Origin of the sequence: Roseateles subflavus, assembly GCF_030285365.1 — a bacterium.
GTDB classification, from domain to species: Bacteria; Pseudomonadota; Gammaproteobacteria; order Burkholderiales; family Burkholderiaceae_C; genus Roseateles_B; species Roseateles_B subflavus.
Genome location: NZ_JASVDS010000004.1, coordinates 450,898 through 468,986, shown reverse-complemented (window position 1 = coordinate 468,986; position 18,089 = coordinate 450,898). Strand labels below are relative to the sequence as shown.

The 18,089-nt window shown below is 69.3% G+C and carries 15 protein-coding genes and 2 riboswitches; of the genes, 11 read left to right on the top strand and 4 right to left on the bottom strand.

Annotated features, from left to right (window positions below; translation table 11 throughout):
* Positions 1–15: 15 nt before the first annotated feature.
* Entirely contained in the window at positions 16–1,410 is a 1,395-nt protein-coding gene (locus QRD43_RS16475) for an ATP-binding protein (RefSeq protein ID WP_285983583.1), read from the bottom strand.
* Positions 1,407–2,066: a response regulator gene (locus tag QRD43_RS16470; protein ID WP_285983582.1), complete on the bottom strand. Its 660-nt coding sequence runs from the start codon at positions 2,064–2,066 to the stop codon at positions 1,407–1,409. Before QRD43_RS16470 ends, QRD43_RS16475 begins: the two co-directional genes overlap by 4 nt.
* Positions 2,067–2,179: 113 nt before the next feature.
* Positions 2,180–2,283: riboswitch (glycine riboswitch) on the top strand.
* A 9-nt stretch (positions 2,284–2,292) separates the two neighbouring features.
* A riboswitch (glycine riboswitch) is annotated at positions 2,293–2,401 on the top strand.
* A gap of 61 nt (positions 2,402–2,462) precedes the next feature.
* Between QRD43_RS16470 and gcvT the strand changes: the two genes are divergently transcribed.
* The 5 genes from gcvT to QRD43_RS16445 all read left to right on the top strand — a co-directional run bounded on the left by gcvT (position 2,463) and on the right by QRD43_RS16445 (position 8,949).
* Positions 2,463–3,590, top strand: a complete 1,128-nt coding sequence (gene gcvT / locus QRD43_RS16465) for a glycine cleavage system aminomethyltransferase GcvT (protein ID WP_285983581.1) — start codon at positions 2,463–2,465, stop codon at positions 3,588–3,590.
* A gap of 100 nt (positions 3,591–3,690) precedes the next feature.
* Positions 3,691–4,065, top strand: a complete 375-nt coding sequence (gene gcvH / locus QRD43_RS16460) for a glycine cleavage system protein GcvH (protein ID WP_285983580.1) — start codon at positions 3,691–3,693, stop codon at positions 4,063–4,065.
* Positions 4,066–4,226: 161 nt separating this feature from the next.
* Positions 4,227–7,127, top strand: coding sequence for an aminomethyl-transferring glycine dehydrogenase (gene gcvP, locus QRD43_RS16455; RefSeq protein WP_285983579.1), 2,901 nt, complete (start codon positions 4,227–4,229; stop codon positions 7,125–7,127).
* A 43-nt stretch (positions 7,128–7,170) separates the two neighbouring features.
* On the top strand, positions 7,171–7,548 hold the full coding sequence (locus QRD43_RS16450) for an ASCH domain-containing protein (protein WP_285983578.1): 378 nt from the start codon (positions 7,171–7,173) through the stop codon (positions 7,546–7,548).
* A gap of 9 nt (positions 7,549–7,557) precedes the next feature.
* The gene (locus QRD43_RS16445; RefSeq protein WP_285983577.1) at positions 7,558–8,949 is read left to right on the top strand and encodes an L-serine ammonia-lyase; all 1,392 of its coding nucleotides are present in this window, start codon (positions 7,558–7,560) and stop codon (positions 8,947–8,949) included.
* Between the two features lie 97 nt (positions 8,950–9,046).
* Here the strand turns inward: QRD43_RS16445 and QRD43_RS16440 are convergent, their stop codons facing one another.
* The gene (locus tag QRD43_RS16440; RefSeq protein WP_285983576.1) at positions 9,047–9,820 is read right to left on the bottom strand and encodes a PEP-CTERM sorting domain-containing protein; all 774 of its coding nucleotides are present in this window, start codon (positions 9,818–9,820) and stop codon (positions 9,047–9,049) included.
* Positions 9,821–10,100: 280 nt separating this feature from the next.
* Entirely contained in the window at positions 10,101–10,955 is an 855-nt protein-coding gene (locus QRD43_RS16435; protein ID WP_285983575.1) for a PEP-CTERM sorting domain-containing protein, read from the bottom strand.
* 214 nt (positions 10,956–11,169) lie between these two features.
* Between QRD43_RS16435 and QRD43_RS16430 the strand changes: the two genes are divergently transcribed.
* From QRD43_RS16430 to QRD43_RS16405, 6 genes are all read left to right on the top strand, one after another.
* The gene (locus tag QRD43_RS16430) at positions 11,170–11,877 is read left to right on the top strand and encodes a response regulator transcription factor (RefSeq protein WP_285983574.1); all 708 of its coding nucleotides are present in this window, start codon (positions 11,170–11,172) and stop codon (positions 11,875–11,877) included.
* Positions 11,878–11,890: 13 nt separating this feature from the next.
* Positions 11,891–13,348, top strand: coding sequence for a sensor histidine kinase (locus tag QRD43_RS16425; protein WP_285983573.1), 1,458 nt, complete (start codon positions 11,891–11,893; stop codon positions 13,346–13,348).
* A gap of 261 nt (positions 13,349–13,609) precedes the next feature.
* Positions 13,610–14,788, top strand: a complete 1,179-nt coding sequence (locus tag QRD43_RS16420; protein ID WP_285983572.1) for a maltoporin — start codon at positions 13,610–13,612, stop codon at positions 14,786–14,788.
* A 90-nt stretch (positions 14,789–14,878) separates the two neighbouring features.
* The gene (locus tag QRD43_RS16415; protein ID WP_285983571.1) at positions 14,879–16,141 is read left to right on the top strand and encodes an ABC transporter substrate-binding protein; all 1,263 of its coding nucleotides are present in this window, start codon (positions 14,879–14,881) and stop codon (positions 16,139–16,141) included.
* A 192-nt stretch (positions 16,142–16,333) separates the two neighbouring features.
* Positions 16,334–17,215 carry a carbohydrate ABC transporter permease gene (locus QRD43_RS16410; RefSeq protein WP_285983570.1) on the top strand — a complete coding sequence of 294 codons (882 nt, stop codon included), beginning with the start codon at positions 16,334–16,336 and terminating at the stop codon, positions 17,213–17,215.
* Positions 17,212–18,087, top strand: coding sequence for a carbohydrate ABC transporter permease (locus QRD43_RS16405; RefSeq protein ID WP_285983569.1), 876 nt, complete (start codon positions 17,212–17,214; stop codon positions 18,085–18,087). The genes QRD43_RS16410 and QRD43_RS16405 overlap by 4 nt, the downstream gene beginning before the upstream one ends.
* The last annotated feature ends 2 nt before the right edge of the window (positions 18,088–18,089 follow it).

The window sequence follows — 18,089 nt, the reverse complement described above, 5'->3', positions numbered from 1 at the left end:
CGCCGGCCCCGGCGATCAGACCGACGCCGGCCCCGGCTCGGCCGCCGGGAGCCGCACCTCGACCTGCAGCCCTCCGAGGCGCCGGGACTGGTCCAGCCGCAGCTGCGCGCCATGGCGCTCGGCGATGGCCCGCACGATGGCGAGGCCGAGCCCGCTGCCCGGGGCCTGCGTGGCCGCCTTCGAGCTGCGGTAGAAGCGGTCGAAGACCCGCTGGCGTTCCTGCGGCGGGATGCCCGGGCCGCTGTCCTCCACGACCAGCAAGACCTGACCCTCCCCCGGCGTGGCATGCAGGCTCAGGTCCACCTGCCCGCCCGCGGGGCTGTACTTGATGGCGTTGTCCAGCAGGTTGCGCAGCAGCACTCTGAGGCCGTCGCCCTGCCCCATCACGCAGGCCGGATCGCACACGTCGAGCCCGACGTCCACGCTCCGCAGCGCCCCCAGCTCGCTGGCGTCCGCGACGGCCTGCCGGCAGAGCTCGTCCAGTGCGACGGGCACGCGCGCCTGCGGGGCGGCGGCGCCTTCCTGGCGGGCCAGGGACAGCAGCTGCTCGATCAGGTGCGAGGCGCGTTCGATGCCCTGTTCCAGGCGCTGCAGGCCGGGCTCGCTGCCCTCGGCCCGCTCGCCGCCCTGGCGCAGCGCCTGCAGCTGCAGCTTGAGCGCGGCCAGCGGCGTGCGCAGCTCATGGGCGGCGTCGGCGACGAAGTGCTGCTGGTCCTCGAAGGCGCGGCGCACCCGGCCCAGCAGCGCGTTGAATTCCTGCACCATGGGCCGCAACTCGCCGGGCAGGTCCCCGGCCGGCACGGGCGCGAGGTCCCCCGGCGCGCGGCCCGCCAGCTGCGCCCGCACGCGCTCGACGGGCGCCAGCGAGCGGCTGATCACGCCCCACACCACCAGGCCCAGCAGCGGCAGCATCAGCAGGGTCGGCATCGCCGTGCGCCAGGCCAGTTGCGAGGCCATGCGGCGGCGCACCGAGAGATCCTGCGCCACCTGGATGACCTGGTCGGCCGTCTGGACGGAGAAGACGCGGTAGGTCCGGCCGCGGTCACTCACATCGGAGAAGCCCAGCACCGCGCGCTGCGGCAGCAGCCAGGGGCCGGGCGAGCGGAACATGGAGGCGCCGTCCAGACCCCAGACCTGCACGTGGAAGTCGAAGCTCTGCTGCTCGCCCAGCGGCAGCGAGATGGTGCCGCTGCCCGGCCCGGCCACGCTGCCGCGCAGCGAGAAGGCCATCTGCTGCATCTGGTAGTCGAAGAGCTGGTCGGCCTCGGCCAGCGCCGTGCGGTAGGCGCTGTAGGCCTGCAGGAAGGCGGCCAGCGAGACGGCGGCCAGCAGGAAGAGCAGCAGCCGCTGGCGCAGCGAGCGCGGCATCAGGGCGCGACGCACCCCGGCCAGCAGGGCCGCCGCCTTCATTCCTTGGGCACGCGGTAGCCCACGCCCCGCACGTTCTGGATCAGCTCGGCGCCGAGCTTCTTGCGCAGACCGTGGATGTAGACCTCCACCGCATTGCTGGAAATCTCGTCCTTCCAGCCGTAGAGCTTCTCCTCCAGCTGCTGGCGCGAGAGGACGATGCCCGGCCGCGCCAGCAGCGGCTCCAGCACCGCCCACTCGCGGGCCGAGAGCACGACCTCGCGGCCGTCCTTGCTGACCTCGCGGGTGGCGGGGTTGATGGCGACGCCCTTGTGCTCGTAGACCGGCTCGGCGCGGCCCTGCGCCCGGCGCAGCAGCGCGCGGATGCGGGCCAGCAGCTCGTGGAACTCGTAGGGCTTGAGCACGTAGTCGTCCGCCCCGGCGTCCAGGCCGGCGATGCGCTGCTCCAGCGCGTCCCGGGCCGTGGCGATGAGCACCGGCAGCGTCTGCTTGCGGCCGCGCAGCTGCTTCAGCACGGTCATGCCGTCGGCCTTGGGCAGACCGAGGTCGAGGATCAGCAGGTCGTAGTTCTGGCTGACGAGGGCGGTGTCGGCCATCTCGCCGTCGCGCACCCAGTCCACGGCATAGCCCTCGGCCCGCAGCAGGTCCAGCAGCGGTTCACCGATCATCAGGTCGTCTTCGACGAGCAGCAGTCTCATGGTCTCGCCCGGGGCATGGGGCCGGATCAAAAGGAGAATTCTCCACGCAAGAAGCCCCCGGGGCTTAGCGGCCCCTTAATCTCTTGCCGGCCAGGGTGATTCCGTGGCTACAATGCGCCCGGTCAGGAGAGAGCTCTCTAGCGGGAGCCGCCGAAGGCGCAGAGGCATTGGTGATCCCACGCTTCGAACGCTCAGGCAAAAGGACTGACAAAACGTTCCGACCGGAACGTTCCTCACTGGAGAGAGGCGGGTCCTGAACCCGTCCACCGAAGGGGCAAGCTGCGGGCGATACGCCGGTGGCCAATCTCTCAGGTAAAGCGGACAGCGAGGGCAGCTCCCCAGTCCTGGGTCACCACCCGGGCGGGGTTTCAGAGTGCCCTCGAAGGAAACCGTTCCATGTCCGCCACCGCGCCCGCCGACCTCAAGAAGACCCCCCTGCACGCCCTGCACGTCGAACTCGGCGCCAAGATGGTGCCCTTCGGCGGCTACGACATGCCCGTGCAGTACAAGGCCGGCATCCTCGCCGAGCACAAGCACACCCGCACCGCCGCCGGCCTGTTCGATGTCTCCCACATGGGCCAGCTGCGCCTCGTGGGCGCCGACGCCGGCGCCGCGCTGGAATCCATCGTGCCGGTGGACATCGTCGATCTGCCCGTCTTCAAGCAGCGCTACGCCCTCTTCACGAACGAGCAGGGCGGCATCCTTGATGACCTGATGGTCTGCCGCCGTCCCGACGACATCTTCGTGGTGGTCAATGCCGCCTGCAAGGAGCAGGACACGGCCCATCTGCAGGCCAAGATCGGCAGCCGCTGCGAAGTGATCCCCACCCCCGAGCGCGCCCTGCTGGCGCTGCAGGGCCCGCAGGCCGTCACCGCCCTCGCCCGCCTGAACCCGGACGTGGCCCAGCTGACCTTCATGACCGGCGGCTTCTTCAATCTGGACGGCATCGAGACCTTCCTGACCCGCTCGGGCTACACCGGCGAGGACGGCTTCGAGATCTCGGTCCACAACGACCAGGCCGTCGAGCTGGCCCGCAAGCTGCTGGCCCAGCCCGAAGTGATGCCCATCGGCCTCGGCGCGCGCGACACCCTGCGCCTGGAAGCCGGCCTGTGCCTCTATGGCCATGACATCGACACCACCACGACGCCCGTGGAAGGCGCCCTGACCTGGGCGATCCAGAAGGTGCGGCGCGCCGGTGGCGCCCGTGCTGGCGGCTATCCCGGCGCCGACACCATCAACGCCCAGCTGGCCGGCGGCGTGCAGCGCAAGCGCGTGGGCCTCGTGTCCGGCGAGCGCATGCCCGTTCGCGAAGGCGCGAAGCTGGTCAATGCCGACGGCACCGAGATCGGCGTCGTGACGAGCGGCTCCCTGGGCCCGACCGTCAACCAGCCGGTGGCCCTCGCCTATGTGCAGACGGCCTTCGCCGCGCAGGGCACCGAGGTCTTCGCCCTGGTGCGCGACAAGCGCGTGCCGATGACCGTCGCCGCCACCCCGTTCGCGCCGCACCGCTACTTCCGCGGCTGATGCCGCGGCTGGTCTCGCGGGGCCGCACGCGGCCCCGGCGCCTGCCCCCTTTTCTTTCGTTTCTTTCCCTGGTCTTTTCTCCCGACATTCGGAGCACACCATGAGCATCAAGTACACCCCCGACCACGAGTGGATCCAGATCAACGCTGACGGGACCGCCACCGTGGGCATCACCGTCCATGCGCAAGACGCGCTGGGCGACGTGGTGTTCGTGGACCTGCCCGCCGTCGGCAAGTCCTTCGCCGAGAAGGAAGTGGCCGGCGTGGTCGAGTCCGTGAAGGCCGCCGCCGACGTCTACATGCCCGTCAGCGGCGAGATCACCGAGGTGAACGAGGCCCTGCGCGCCGATCCGGCCCTGGCCAACACCGACCCGCTGGCTTCGGGCTGGTTCTTCAAGGTCAAGCTGTCGAACCCGGCCGAGCTGGACGCCCTGATGGACGCCACCGCCTACGACGAGCTGGTCAAGAACAGCTGATCACCGCGAGGTGAAGAGCGGGCACCGACCGACCAGTCCGTGCCCGTTTTTGTATCTGCCGGGGGCCACCGCCGTTCGATCCGGACTGCGCCTGCGAGCCCCCTGCCCGGTCCGCCGCCCGAGGCCATGAGCCGCCGGCGGCCCCCGATGAAGGATTTGCCATGTTGATGTCTGCTCTGAAGCCCCTGGGCGAACTCGAGAACGCCGCCGAATTCCACGCCCGCCACATCGGCCCCGATGCCGCCGACGAAGCCGCGATGCTGTCCGTGATCGGCCAGGCCTCGCGCCGCGCCCTGATCGAGGCCATCGTGCCCGCCAGCATCAAGCGCTCGGCCGGCATGCAGCTGCCGCCCGCCGCCACCGAGGCCGCCGCGCTGGCCGAGCTCAAGGCGCTCGCCGGCAAGAACCAGGTGCTCAAGAGCTACATCGGCCAGGGCTACTACGGCACGCTGACCCCCGGCGTCATCCTGCGCAACATCCTCGAGAACCCTGCCTGGTACACCGCCTACACGCCTTACCAGGCCGAGATCTCGCAGGGCCGCATGGAAGCCCTGGTGAACTTCCAGACCATGGTGACCGACCTCACGGGCATGGCCATCGCCAACGCCTCGATGCTGGACGAGGCCACCGCCGCCGCCGAGGCCATGACCCTGGCCGCCCGCGTGGGCAAGAGCAAGAGCCAGACCTTCTTCGTGGCCGACGACGTCCTGCCGCAGACCCTGGAAGTGGTGCGCACCCGCGCCGAGCCGCTGGACATCACCGTGGTGGTGGGCCCCGCGGCCGACGCCGGCAAGACCGAGTGCTTCGCCGCCCTGGTGCAGTACCCCGGCGTCAATGGTGACGTCCGCAGCCTGCAGGGCATCGCCGATGCCGTGCACGCCCAGAACGGTCTGCTGATCGCCGCCGCCGACCTGCTGGCCCTGACCCTCATCAAGGCGCCGGGCGAGCAAGGCGCCGACATCGCCGTGGGCACGACCCAGCGCTTCGGCATGCCCATGGGCAATGGCGGCCCGCACGCCGCCTACATGGCCTGCAAGGACGAGTTCAAGCGCAACCTGCCCGGCCGCCTGGTCGGTGTCTCGGTGGACGCGCAAGGCAACAAGGCCTACCGCCTCGCCCTGCAGACCCGCGAGCAGCACATCCGCCGCGAGAAGGCCACGTCCAACATCTGTACCGCCCAGGTGCTGCCGGCCGTCGTGGCCAGCATGTACGCCGTCTACCACGGTCCCCGGGGCCTGAAGCGCATCGCCCAGCGCGTGGCGGCCTACACCGCCATCCTGGCCGAGGGCCTGAAGGGGCTGGGCTTCGGCATCCACAATGCCGCCGCCTTCGACACCCTGCACGTGCAGACTGGTGCCAAGACCGAGGCCCTGCTGGCCGCCGGCGTGGCCGCGGGCATGAACTTCCGCCGCGCCAGCGCTCAGTCGCTGAGCCTGTCGCTGGACGAGACCACCACCCGTGACGACCTCGCCGCCGTGCTGGCCGTCTTCGCCGAGGGCAAGTCCCTGCCCGGCTTCGCCGCCTTCGAGAAGGGCATCGCGGCCATGATCCCGGCCGAGCTGGTCCGCACGAGCAGCTACCTGACGCACCCGGTGTTCAACACCCACCACAGCGAGACCGAGATGCTGCGCTACCTGCGCGCCCTGTCCGACAAGGACCTGGCCCTGGACCGCAGCATGATCCCGCTGGGCTCGTGCACCATGAAGCTGAACGCCACCAGCGAGATGATCCCCATCACCTGGCCCGAGTTCGCCCACATGCATCCGTTCGCCCCGCGCGAGCAGCTGGCCGGCTACGAGCTGCTGAACGAGCAGCTGACCGCCTGGCTGTGCCAGGCCACGGGCTACGCCGGCATCAGCCTGCAGCCCAACGCCGGCTCGCAGGGCGAGTACGCCGGCCTGCTGGCCATCAAGGCCTGGCATGAGTCGCGCGGCGAAGGCCATCGCAAGATCTGCCTGATCCCCGAATCCGCCCACGGCACCAACCCCGCCTCCGCGCAGATGGTCGGCATGCAGGTGGTGGTCACCAAGTGCGACAAGGAAGGCAACATCGACCTGGTGGACCTGAAGGCCAAGTGCGAGCAGCACAGCGCCAACCTGGCGGCCATCATGATCACCTACCCCTCGACGTACGGTGTGTTCGACACCCAGGTCAAGGAGATCTGCGCCCTGGTGAAGAGCCACGGCGGCCGCGTCTACGTGGACGGCGCCAACATGAACGCACTGGTCGGCGTGGCCGCGCCGGGCGAGTTCGGCGGTGACGTGTCCCACCTGAATCTGCACAAGACCTTCTGCATCCCCCACGGCGGTGGCGGCCCGGGCGTCGGCCCGGTCTGCGTGGTCGCCGACCTCGTGCCCTTCCTGCCTGCGCACCGCAGCGCCGGCGTGGGCGTGGCCACCAATGTGGGCGCCGTCTCGGCCGCCCCGCTGGGCAATGCCGCCGTGCTGCCGATCAGCTGGATGTACGTCCGCATGATGGGCGCCGACGGCCTGCAGGCCGCCACCGAGGTCGCCATCCTCTCCGCCAACTACGTGGCCGCCCGCCTGGCCGGCGCCTACGACATCCACTTCAGCGGCAACATCGCCGGCGTGAAGGGCGGCGGCGTGGCGCACGAGTGCATCCTGGACCTGCGCCCGCTGAAGGACAGCTCCGGCGTGTCCGCCGAGGACGTGGCCAAGCGCCTGATCGACTACGGCTTCCACGCCCCGACGCTGTCCTTCCCGGTGGCCGGCACGCTGATGGTCGAGCCGACCGAGTCGGAGTCCAAGGCCGAGCTGGACCGCTTCTGCGATGCCATGCTGGCCATCCGCGCCGAGATCGCCAAGGTCGAGGCCGGTCAGTGGGCCCGAGAGGACAACCCGCTGGGCAATGCCCCGCACACGGCCGAGGTGCTGCTGGCCAACGAGTGGGCCCATGGCTACACGCGTGAGGAGGCCGCCTACCCGGTGGCCACGCTGCGCCGCCAGAAGTACTGGTCGCCCGTCGGCCGCGTGGACAACGTCTACGGTGACCGCAACCTGTTCTGCTCGTGCATTCCCATGAGCGAGTTCGAGCAGGCCTGAGGCCCGTCCGTCGTCAGCCACCGCCACGGCAGGAGCCCGCAGCATGGACAGCCCGAGTGATTCGCAGTTGGACCAGAGCTTCACGGCCCTCGCCGTGCTGAGCCCCGCGGGCAAGCTCATTGCCCAGGGGCGTCATTCGCTCGAGCTGCGCTCCTGGCGCCCACCCGTGGTGCCGCTGCGGGACTTGCTGATCGTCGAGAGCCGCCGCCAGGTGGCCTCCGACGACCAGCTCGACCCCGACGCCGCCGGGGTTGCCCTGGTCGATGTAATGTCCGTGGAGCCGTGGCCCGGCTCGCCGGGGATGTTCGCCTGGAAGCTGGCCAACGTCCGCCCGATCTTTCCCAAGCTGAGCCCGCTGCCTGCGCGCGGCGGCCTCTACACCATCTGCCTGCGCAGCCTCGCCGAGTCTGCCGTCACCTGAGAGAGCCCCATGGCCGTTTCCGTTTTCGACCTGTTCAAGATTGGCATCGGCCCCTCCAGCTCCCACACGGTGGGCCCGATGCGTGCCGCCCGGCTGTTCGTCTCGCGCCTGCGCAGCGAGGGCCTGCTGCCCCGCACCGCCCGGGTGCTGTCGCAGCTCTACGGCTCGCTGGGCGCCACGGGCAAGGGCCACGGCAGTGACACCGCCGTGCTGCTGGGCCTGGCCGGTCATGAGCCGGACACCGTCGATGTCGAACGGGTGCCGCATTACCTGGACGAGATCCGCCAGGGCAGCCGCCTGCAGCTGCTGGGCGAGCAGTGGGTGGACTTCAACGAGGCCAAGGACCTGGTCTTCTTCCGCCGCCAGAGCCTGCCCTTCCACGCCAACGGCATGCGCTTCAGCGCCTTCGACGCGGAAGGCGCGCTGCTCTCCGAGAAGACCTACTACTCGGTCGGCGGCGGCTTCGTGGTCAGCGAGGAGGTGGCGGCCGACGGCAGCAAGCAGAAGGTCATCGCGCCGGACGCCACGGTGCTGCCCTACCCCTTCAAGACGGGTGACGAGCTGCTGCAGCTCACCCAGACGCACGGCATCAGCATCGCCGAGGTGATGCGCCGCAACGAGCGCCACTGGCGCAGCGACGAGGAAACGCGGGCGGGCCTGCTGCGCATCTGGCAGGTGATGCAGGACTGCGTGAGCCGCGGCCTGCGCACGGAAGGCATTCTGCCGGGCGGCTTCAAGGTCAAGCGCCGCGCCGCACAGCTCTACCGCGACCTCACCGCCAATCCCGAGGCCGCGCTGCGCGACCCGCTGCAGGTGATGGACTGGGTGAACCTCTACGCCCTCGCCGTGAACGAGGAGAACGCCGCCGGCGGCCGGGTGGTGACGGCCCCCACGAACGGCGCCGCCGGCATCGTGCCCGCCGTGCTGCACTACTACAGCCGCTTCGTGCACGGTGCCAATGAGGACGGCGTGGTGGACTTCCTGCTCACCGCCGCCGCCATCGGCATCCTCTACAAGGAGAACGCCTCCATTTCCGGCGCCGAGGTCGGCTGCCAGGGCGAGGTGGGCGTGGCCTGCTCGATGGCGGCCGGCGCGCTGTGTCAGGTGATGGGCGGCACGCCCGCGCAAGTGGAGAACGCCGCCGAGATCGGCATGGAGCACCACCTTGGCCTCACCTGTGATCCTGTCGGCGGTCTCGTGCAGATCCCCTGCATCGAGCGCAATGCCATCGCCTCGGTCAAGGCCATCAATGCCGCCCGCATGGCCCTGCGCGGCGACGGCACGCACTTCGTGAGCCTCGACAAGGTCATCAAGACCATGCGTGACACCGGCGCCGACATGATGACCAAGTACAAGGAAACGGCCCGCGGCGGCCTGGCCGTGAACATCGTCGAGTGCTGATCCCGGCGCCGCGAATGTCCTGAGGGCCCCCGCCCAGGCCGGGGTCCTGGCCTGGGCGGCTGGCCTCAGCGGGGGGCCCTCGCCTGAGGGCCCGGCCTCATCCCGCCGGAGAACCGCGCTCCGCGGCCGCCAGACCCACGCCGGGCTTGCGCCGGCGGGAGGCCAGGAAGCCACCCATGCCCGTGGCGAAGAGCAGCGGCGTGGCCGGCTCCGGCACCTGGGCGATCGAGATGTCGAAAGAGGTATCCCCGGTGATCTTGTTGCCGACCTTCGAGGAGGTGAAGGTGCCCGTGTTCTCGAGGACGACCACGTCGAATCCCAGGTAGGGGCTGGTCAGCTTGGAGGTGAAGGTCTTGCTGGCCTGGTCCAGATCGATGGACAGCGTTTCGCGGTTCTTCTTGCCCTTGTCGTCGGTGATGTCGATCTTGCCCTCCACCGTCAACTTGCCGCCGCCCTTCTCCTTCTTGAGGTTGCTGGCCGTGGTCTGGATCTTCTGGCTGACCCCGTCGGTCTCGATCTCGAGCTCCAGATCGGCCGTGTTGTCGGTCTTCTCGGTGAGCTTGCCCTTGTCCTTGAAGTTCTTTCCCTTGTAGGGGCCCCTTTTCCAGGTCCCCTTGCTGTCGAGCGTCCATACCTTGTTCAGCAAGGCATCGGTCGCCATGGCCGCCGAGTACTCGAACGTCCAGTCCTCGCCGAGGTACTTGCCGGTGAGCATGCCCGCGTAGCTGCCCGAGAAGATGCCGGGCGCGGTCTCGACGACCTGGTAGCTGCCCTGGTAGTGCAGCTTGGCCCCGGATTCGAACAGGCCGTCACCCAGGAGCTGGATCACGAGGGCGTCGAGACTGGAATCGGCGTGCAGCTGCTGCGCCACGACGAATTCCTCTTCAATGGGGATCGGGACTGCGGTCGATCGGAGCGGCGCGGCCGTCGACAGGGATGTCGACAGGAGCCATGCCGTTCCAAGGAGTGCCAAAGCTGCTGATCTCATGTTCATGTCCTCCGGAGGTTGAATGCCCCGACGCCCGCTCGAGGGGGTCGGGTGTCGGGATGTTCGTCCGGGGACTTGCCGCTCGCAGCTACGCTCCCATCGAGCTTGCGCCCTCTGGCGGATTCGAGTAGCCCGCCCGGCGAGCCCCGCAGGCGGGTGTCGATCAGGCGGTCCTGCGCCGGCGCAGGCTCAGCATGCCGCCGACCCCTGCGGTGAGCAGCAGCGGGGTGGCAGGCTCCGGCACCTGCGCGATCGTGATGTCGAAGGCCGTCCCCCCCTCGAAGCAGCTCATCGCGCAGTCCGACACGGTGAAGGTGCCCTCGTTCTTCAGGACGACCACCCCGACGCGGAAGACGCTGCTGGAGACCTCGGAGGTGAAGGTCTTGGTGGCCTGGTCCAGCACGATGCCCACCGTTTCCTCGTGCGTCTCCCCGGCGGGGCCGACCACCGTGAAGTCGCCCTCCACCGTCAGCTTGCCGCCGCCCTTCACCTTCTTGAGGCCGGTGGCCGCCGTCTTGATCTTCGGCGTGACGCCCTCGGTCTCGATCTCGATGTCCAGATCGGCGGTGTTGTCGGTCTTCTCGACGATCTTGCCCTTGTCTTTGAAGGTCTTCCCTTTGTAGGGGCCCTTCTTCCAGGTGCCCTTGCTGTCCAGGCTCCAGACCTTGTTCAGCAGGGCGTCGGTGGCCATGCCGGACGAGTATTCGATCGCCCAGTCCTCGCCCAGGTAGCTGCGCGTGAGCATGCCGAGATAGCCGCCGGAGAAGACCCCGGGGGCGCTCTCGGTGACCTGGTATCTCCCTTCGTAGTGCAGCTTGGCGCCGCCATTGAACAGGCCCGCCCCGAGCAGCTGCATCACGATGGCGTCGAGGCTCGAGTCGACGTGCAGCTGCTGGGCCACGACGAACTCCTCCGGGATGGGGATGGGCACGGCGGTCGTGGCGACGGGGGCTGCCCGGGCCATCGGGGCAAAGAGCAAGAGGGCTGCGCTGAGCAGGGCAAGAGCGGTGGGTTTCATGATCGGTGTCTCCGGTTGAAGGGGCGCCTGCGGGCCCTGGTGCGGGCCCCGGCTTCGGCATGCTCGTCCTGCCGGCCCGCCTCCCGAAACTGCGCAGGCAGGGAGCTTGCCCCCGTTGACGCCAGCCGCCGCGCCCCTTCCGGCCCGCGGCGACCGCTGAAACGTCAGGAAACTCCCGTACCGTCGCCCATGAACGGCTGTTAAGCTGCCGTTCATGAACCTGCTGCTCGCTGAAGACGATCCTCTGCTCGCCGACGCCCTGTGCGCCCAGATGCGCCGCAGCGGGTTCGAGGTCGAGCACGCGCCGAACGGCGCGGTGGCCGAGTACCTGCTGGTCAAGCAGCCCTTCGATGTGGCGGTGCTGGACCTCGGCCTGCCCATGATCGACGGGCTGACGGTGCTCAAGCACGTGCGCGTGGCCAAGCCGGCGCTGCCGGTGCTGATCCTCACCGCGCTGGACAGCCTGGAGGACCGCGTGGCCGGCCTCAACGCCGGCGCGGACGACTATCTCACCAAGCCTTTCGACTTCCCCGAGCTGGAGGCCCGCTTGCGCGCCCTGCTGCGCCGCAGCCGCACGGGCGTCCCCGCGCAGCGCGCGGAGGTGGCCGGCCTGAGCCTGGACCAGGAGGCGCGCCGGGCCCTGATCCAGGGCGAGCCCATCGACCTCAGCCCGCGCGAATGGCTGCTGCTGGACCTCCTGATGGCCCACCGCGACCGCGTCGTCACCAAGGAGCAGATCAACCAGACCTGGGCCTCGGCCGATGGCGGCGGCAATGACCCGCAGGGCAGCGCCACGAATGCCGTCGAGGTCTACATCCACCGCCTGCGCCGCAAGCTCGAGGGTGCGGGCGTGGCCATCCGCACGGTGCGCGGGCTGGGCTATCTGCTGGAGGCCGAGGCCTCGCCCGGCGCCACGGCCTGATGGCCCCGACGGCATGGTCGCCCGTCTCCTGCGCTGGTTCGGCGCTGGCACCTCGCTGCGGCGCCAGCTGCTGCTGTGGCTGCTGCTGCCCCAGCTCGTGCTGTGGCTCGGTGGCGCGCTCTTCACCTTCAAGCTCGCCGAGCGCTATGCCAACCAGGCGGTGGACGCCAGCCTCTCGCAGGCCAGCCGCGCCCTCGCCCGCCAGGTCAAGCCCATGGGCACCGGCCTGCTGATCGACTTCCCGCGCGCCGCGCAGGACGTGCTGGAGGCCGATCCCGCCGACAAGCTGCTCTACACCGTCAGCTCGCCGCCCGGCGAGTTCATCCTCGGCAACCGCCAGCTGCCCCTGCCCGGCGCCGTGCCGGAGCGCCCGCGCCTGGGCGAGCCCTACTACTACGACAGCCAGGTCGCCAACCCGCAGTCCGGCGGCACGGACCGCCTGCGGGTGGCCGCGCTGTACCTCCGCTACGGCGAGGCCGACGGTGACGACGTGGGCCGCACCATGCTCGTGCAGGTGGCCCGCTCCAGCGCGAACCGCGAGGAGCTCGCACGCCGCCTGCTGACGGACATGGTGCTGCCGCTGTCCCTCCTCATGGTGCTGATGACGATGATCGTGGGGGCCGGCATCCGCGCGGGCCTCGCGCCCATCGCCCGCCTGCGAAGCCTGGTGGAAGGCCGCAAGCCGAACGACCTGCGCCCCATCGAGCTGCACGTGGCGCCACAGGAGCTGCGCACCCTGGCGGGCGCCATCAACGAGCTGCTGGAGGCCGTGCAGAGCAATGTGCAGGCCCAGCGCCGCTTCATCAGCGATGCCGCGCACCAGCTGCGCACGCCGCTGGCCGGGCTCAAGAGCCAGACGGAGCTGGCGCTGAAGGAGGCCGCCGAACTGCCGGGCGAGCCGGCGCTGCAAGAGCGCCTGCAGCGAGTGCACGAAAGCGCCAGCCGCAGCGCCCACCTCGTCAACCAGCTGCTCACACTCGCACGCACGGAGCCGGAGTCCCAGGGCGCGCAGTCGCGCGTGAAGCTCGATCTGGCGCGCCTGGCCCGCGAGGTCACGGCCGAGCTCGTGCCGCGGGCGCTGCAGGCAGGCGTGGACCTCGGGTTCGAGGGCGCGGACGACGCCACCCCGCTGTGGGTCCAGGGCGTGCCCCTGCTCCTCAGGGAAGCGCTGGTCAACGTGATCGACAACGCCCTGCGCTATGCCGGGCGGGGCGCCACGGTGACGGTGCAGGTGGGCACGGACGGCGCCCAGGCCGTGCTGAGCATCCGCGACAACGGTCCTGGCGTGGCAGCCGGTACGGAAGGCCGACTCTTCGAGCGCTTCTACCGCGCCACCCTGAGCGGCAATGGCTGCGGCCTGGGCCTGGCCATCGTCAAGGAAATCGTCGAACGCCATGGCGGCCGCGTCAGCGCCGCTCCCGTGCAGCCGCACGGCTTGCAGCTCACGCTGCACCTGCCCCTCACGGCCTGAGCCGCGACCCGCCCGCCCGCTAGGGGGGCGGTCATCGTGCACAGATCCAGCGGCCCCTCACCCCGCCACCCGCCCTCGCGGGCCTCCCACCCGCGCCAGCACGCACCGCGTGGGCCGGTGGGATGCCGCTAGTGGTAATCACCGATAAACGTACATGAACGAAACATTAACATTAATGCCGCATGCACAAAACATAAATGCTTCATGAACGCTGGCGGCCGGACGCTGGCGCGATGAAGCCCCACGACGGAGACAATGCAGATGAAGTTCCCCCCGCAAGCGCTCACGCGCCTGACCCTCGTGCTCACGCTCGGCCTCGGCGCCGCCAGCGCCCAGGCGCTCGACTGGACCGGCTACTTCCGCGCCGGCCCCGGCCTCACCTCCAACAACGCCTCCCGCGCCTGCTACAGCCTCAATGGCGGCTCCAAGGGCATGAAGTACCGCCTGGGCAACGAGTGCGACTTCTACGGCGAGTTCCAGCTCGCCCAGGGCTTCCAGAAGGACGGCGTGGACTACCGCGTCACCCTCATGACCAACCACTGGACCGGCGCCACCGACACCGACGGCAAGGGCCTGGCCATCGAGCAGATGTTCGCCGAGGCCAAGGGCTTCGACATCGCACCCAACGCCACCTTCTGGATCGGCAAGGAACGCGGCCGCCGGGGTGACGTGCACATCGTCGACACCTTCTTCACCGAGATGGCCGGCGTGGGCGCCGGCGTCAAGGGGCTGGACGGCGGTGCCGGCAAGCTGGGCGTGGCCTTCTACAAGACCGAGGCCAGTGCCGCGAAGCCGGGCCACCGGGCCAATGTCGAGTGGCTGGACATCGCCACCAACGACGACGGCAAGCTCAATGTCTTCCTGACCGCCACCAAGGGCAGCTTTGACGGCGGCACCACCGGCGCAGGCGTGGCCCTGCGTCATGACCAGGCCAAGCTGTTCGGGACCGGCCTGTCCAACACCCTGTGGCTGCAGTATGCGCAGGGTTCGGCCGGCCTCAATTCCAACTTCGGCGACCTGAGCGCCGGATCCGGCGCCAAGAGCTACCGCCTCGTCGAGTCCATCGGCTGGCAGGACGGCGTCTTCGGCGGGCAGGCCATGTTCCTGCTGGCCAAGGAGACCGATGCCGCCGGCAAGAGCACCCGGTCGATGTCCATCGGCGGCCGGGCGTCCTACGGCGTGAGCCGCAACTTCAAGTGGGTCAGCGAACTGGGCGTCTCGCAGTACAAGCCTGACGGTGGCGCCACGGCCCGCCTGACCAAGTTCACGATCGCCCCGACGCTGTCGATCGCCAATGACTTCTGGAGCCGCCCCGAGTTCCGCCTGTATCTGACGCACGCCCGCTGGAACAGCGCGGCCGGCAACGTCACGGGCCAGGCCGCCTTCGCGGACAAGACCTCGGGCACGAGCGCCGGCGCGCAGGTCGAGTGGTGGTTCTGAAGGCCGATGAATCCCCGATGAACGTCTGATGAACGCACAATGGCGCCAGCCCCGCTGGCGTCCGTCGAACACAAGAATCTGGAGACACACATGAACAACGCAAGCATCAAGGCCCTGCGCCCCCTGGCGGTCGCGGTGGCCGCCGCTGCCCTCGCCTTCGCGGCGCAGGCCGGCGAGGTCGAGGTCCTGCACTGGTGGACCAGCGGCGGCGAAGCCAAGGCCGCGGTCGCGCTGAAGGGGACGCTGCAGGCCAAGGGCCACAGCTGGAAGGACTTCGCGGTTGCCGGCGGTGGCGGCGACTCCGCCATGACGGTGCTGAAGTCCCGCGTGGTGTCGGGCAATGCCCCGGCCGCCGCGCAGATCAAGGGCCCGTCCCTGCAGGAATGGGCGCAGGAGGGCGTGCTGGCCAATATGGACGAGCTCGCCAAGGCCGAGAAGTGGGACGAGAGCCTGCCCAAGGTCGTCAGCGACATCATGAAGTACCAGGGCCACTACATCGCCGCGCCGGTCAATGTGCACCGCGTGAACTGGCTGTGGGTGAACCCCGAGGCCCTCAAGAAGGCCGGCGCCAAGGCCCCGACCACCTGGGACGAGTTCTTCGTGGCGGCTGATGCGCTCAAGAAGGCCGGCATCGTGCCCCTGGCCCACGGCGGCCAGAACTGGCAGGACTTCACCAGCTTCGAGGCCGTGGCCCTGGGTCTGGGCGGCGTGGACTTCTACCGCAAGGCCCTGGTCCAGCTGGACCCGGCCACGCTCAAGAGCCCGACGATGGAGAAGGTGCTGAGCACGTTCCGCCGTCTGAAGGACTACACCGACCGCAACGCCCCGGGCCGCGACTGGAACCTGGCCACGGCCATGGTCATCAAGGGCGAGGCCGGCATGCAGATCATGGGCGACTGGGCCAAGGGCGAGTTCGTGGCCGCCGGCAAGACCGCGGGCAAGGACTTCCTGTGCCTGCCCGCGCCCGGCACCGCGAAGAGCTTCACCTTCAACATCGATTCCTTCGCCTTCTTCAAGCTCAAGAGCGAACCCAACCAGAAGGCCCAGCGCGACCTGGCCTCGGCCATCATGTCGCCGGACTTCCAGGAGCTGTTCAATCTGAACAAGGGCTCCATTCCCGTCCGCATGGGCATGAAGATGGACAAGTTCGACGACTGCGCGCGCGCCTCGGCCAAGGACTTCGCCGACAGCGCCAAGAGCGCGACCCTGGTGCCGTCCATCGCGCACGGCATGGCCGTGCCCTCGGCCGCCGAGGGCGCGATCAAGGACGTGGTCAGCCAGTTCTGGAACAGCGACAAGATGAGCACGGCCCAGGCCATGGACCGCCTCGTCGCCGCCGCCAAGCAGCGCTGAGCCCGCGGGCAGGCGCGCTCCGCCGGAGCGCCCTGCCCGGCCTCTTCCTCAAGGATCTCTTGTAGCTCGGGTACCCACGCGGACCCTTGCCTGCACGCCTGCGCCCGCCGGCGGGCACCCTCCAACGCCACGAGGCGGACGGGGCGTGCAGGTCTTTTTGAGCTCTGTCCCGACGCCTTCCAAAGGCCTGCCATGAATGCCCCTCCCCGCAGCCCCTGGCTGCCCAAGCTGGTCCTGGCGCCCTCCTTCCTGCTGGCGCTGTTCTTCATCTACGGCCTGATGGCCTGGAACGGAGTGCTCTCGCTCACCGCCTCCCGGCTGCTGCCCAACTACGAGTTCGTGGGCCTCGCCCAGTACACACAGCTCTTCGAGTCCGAGCGCTGGACGCTGGCCCTGCGCAACCTCGCAGTCTTCGGCACGCTCTTCGTGGGCGGCGCCACCGTCATGGGCCTCCTGCTGGCCATTCTGCTGGACCAGCGCATCCGTGCCGAAGGCGTGCTGCGCACGATCTACCTCTATCCCATGGCCCTGTCCTTCATCGTGACGGGCACGGCGTGGAAGTGGATCCTGAACCCCGGCCTCGGCCTCGAACACCTGCTGCGGCAATGGGGTTTCGAGAACGCCCGCTTCGACTGGCTCGTGGACGCCGACATGGCGCTCTACTGCGTCGTCATCGCCGCCATCTGGCAGAGTTCGGGCTTCGTGATGGCGCTGTTCCTAGCGGGCCTGCGCGGCATCGACGACAGCATCATCAAGGCCGCCCAGGTGGACGGCGCCAGCCTGCCGCGCATCTACTGGCGCATCCTCATTCCGAGCCTGCGCCCGGTCTTCTTCTCGACGCTGATGGTGGTGAGCCACCTCGCGATCAAGAGCTTCGACCTGGTCATGGCGCTGACGGCCGGCGGCCCCGGCTACGCGACCGACCTGCCCGCGACGTTCATGTACACGATGGCCTTCAGCCGCGGCCAGATCGGCCTCGGCGCCGCCAGCGCCACCGTGATGCTGGCCACCATCGCGGCCATCGTCGTGCCCTATCTCTACTCCGAACTGCGTCAACGCGGGAGGCACGCATGACCCACGCCACGACGTCCCGTCCCGCCCTGAGCCTCGGCCGCCTGGCCCTCTTCGCGGCGCTCGGCTTGCTCGCGCTGTTCTATCTCACGCCGTTGTACGTGATGGTCAGCACCTCGCTCAAGAGCATGGACGAGCTGCGCCAGGGCAGCCTGCTCTCGATCCCTTCGGCGCCCGAGCTGAACGCCTGGGCCAAGGCCTGGTCCAGCGCCTGCACCGGCACGGACTGCAACGGGCTCAAGCCCTTCTTCCTGAACTCGGTCGCCATGGTGGTGCCGGCGGTGCTCATCTCGACGGCCCTGGGCGCCATCAACGGCTACGTGCTGACGAAGTGGCGCTTCCGCGGCAGCGAGCTGGTGTTCGCGCTGATGCTCTTCGGCGTCTTCATGCCCATGCAGGTGGTGCTGCTGCCGATGAGCCAGGTGCTGGGGCAGCTCGGCCTGGCGAACTCGCTGGCCGGCCTGGTGCTGGTGCATGTGCTGGCGGGCCTGCCCTCGACGACGCTGTTCTTCCGCAACTACTACGCCGGCCTGCCGGACGAGCTGGTGAAGGCCGCGATGCTCGATGGCGCCGGCTTCTGGCAGATCTTCCGGCGCATCGTGCTGCCGCTGTCGGGCCCGATCCTCGTGGTGACGCTGATCTGGCAGTTCACCGCCATCTGGAACGACTTCCTCTACGGCGTGGTGTTCTCGGGTGCCGACGCCAAGCCCATCACCGTGGGGCTGAACAACCTGGCCAACACCTCGAGTTCGGTCAAGGAATACAACGTGGACATGGCCGCGGCGCTCATTGCCGCCGCGCCCACCCTGCTGGTCTATGTGCTGGCGGGCAAGTACTTCGTGCGCGGCCTCACCGCCGGCGCCGTGAAAGGATGACA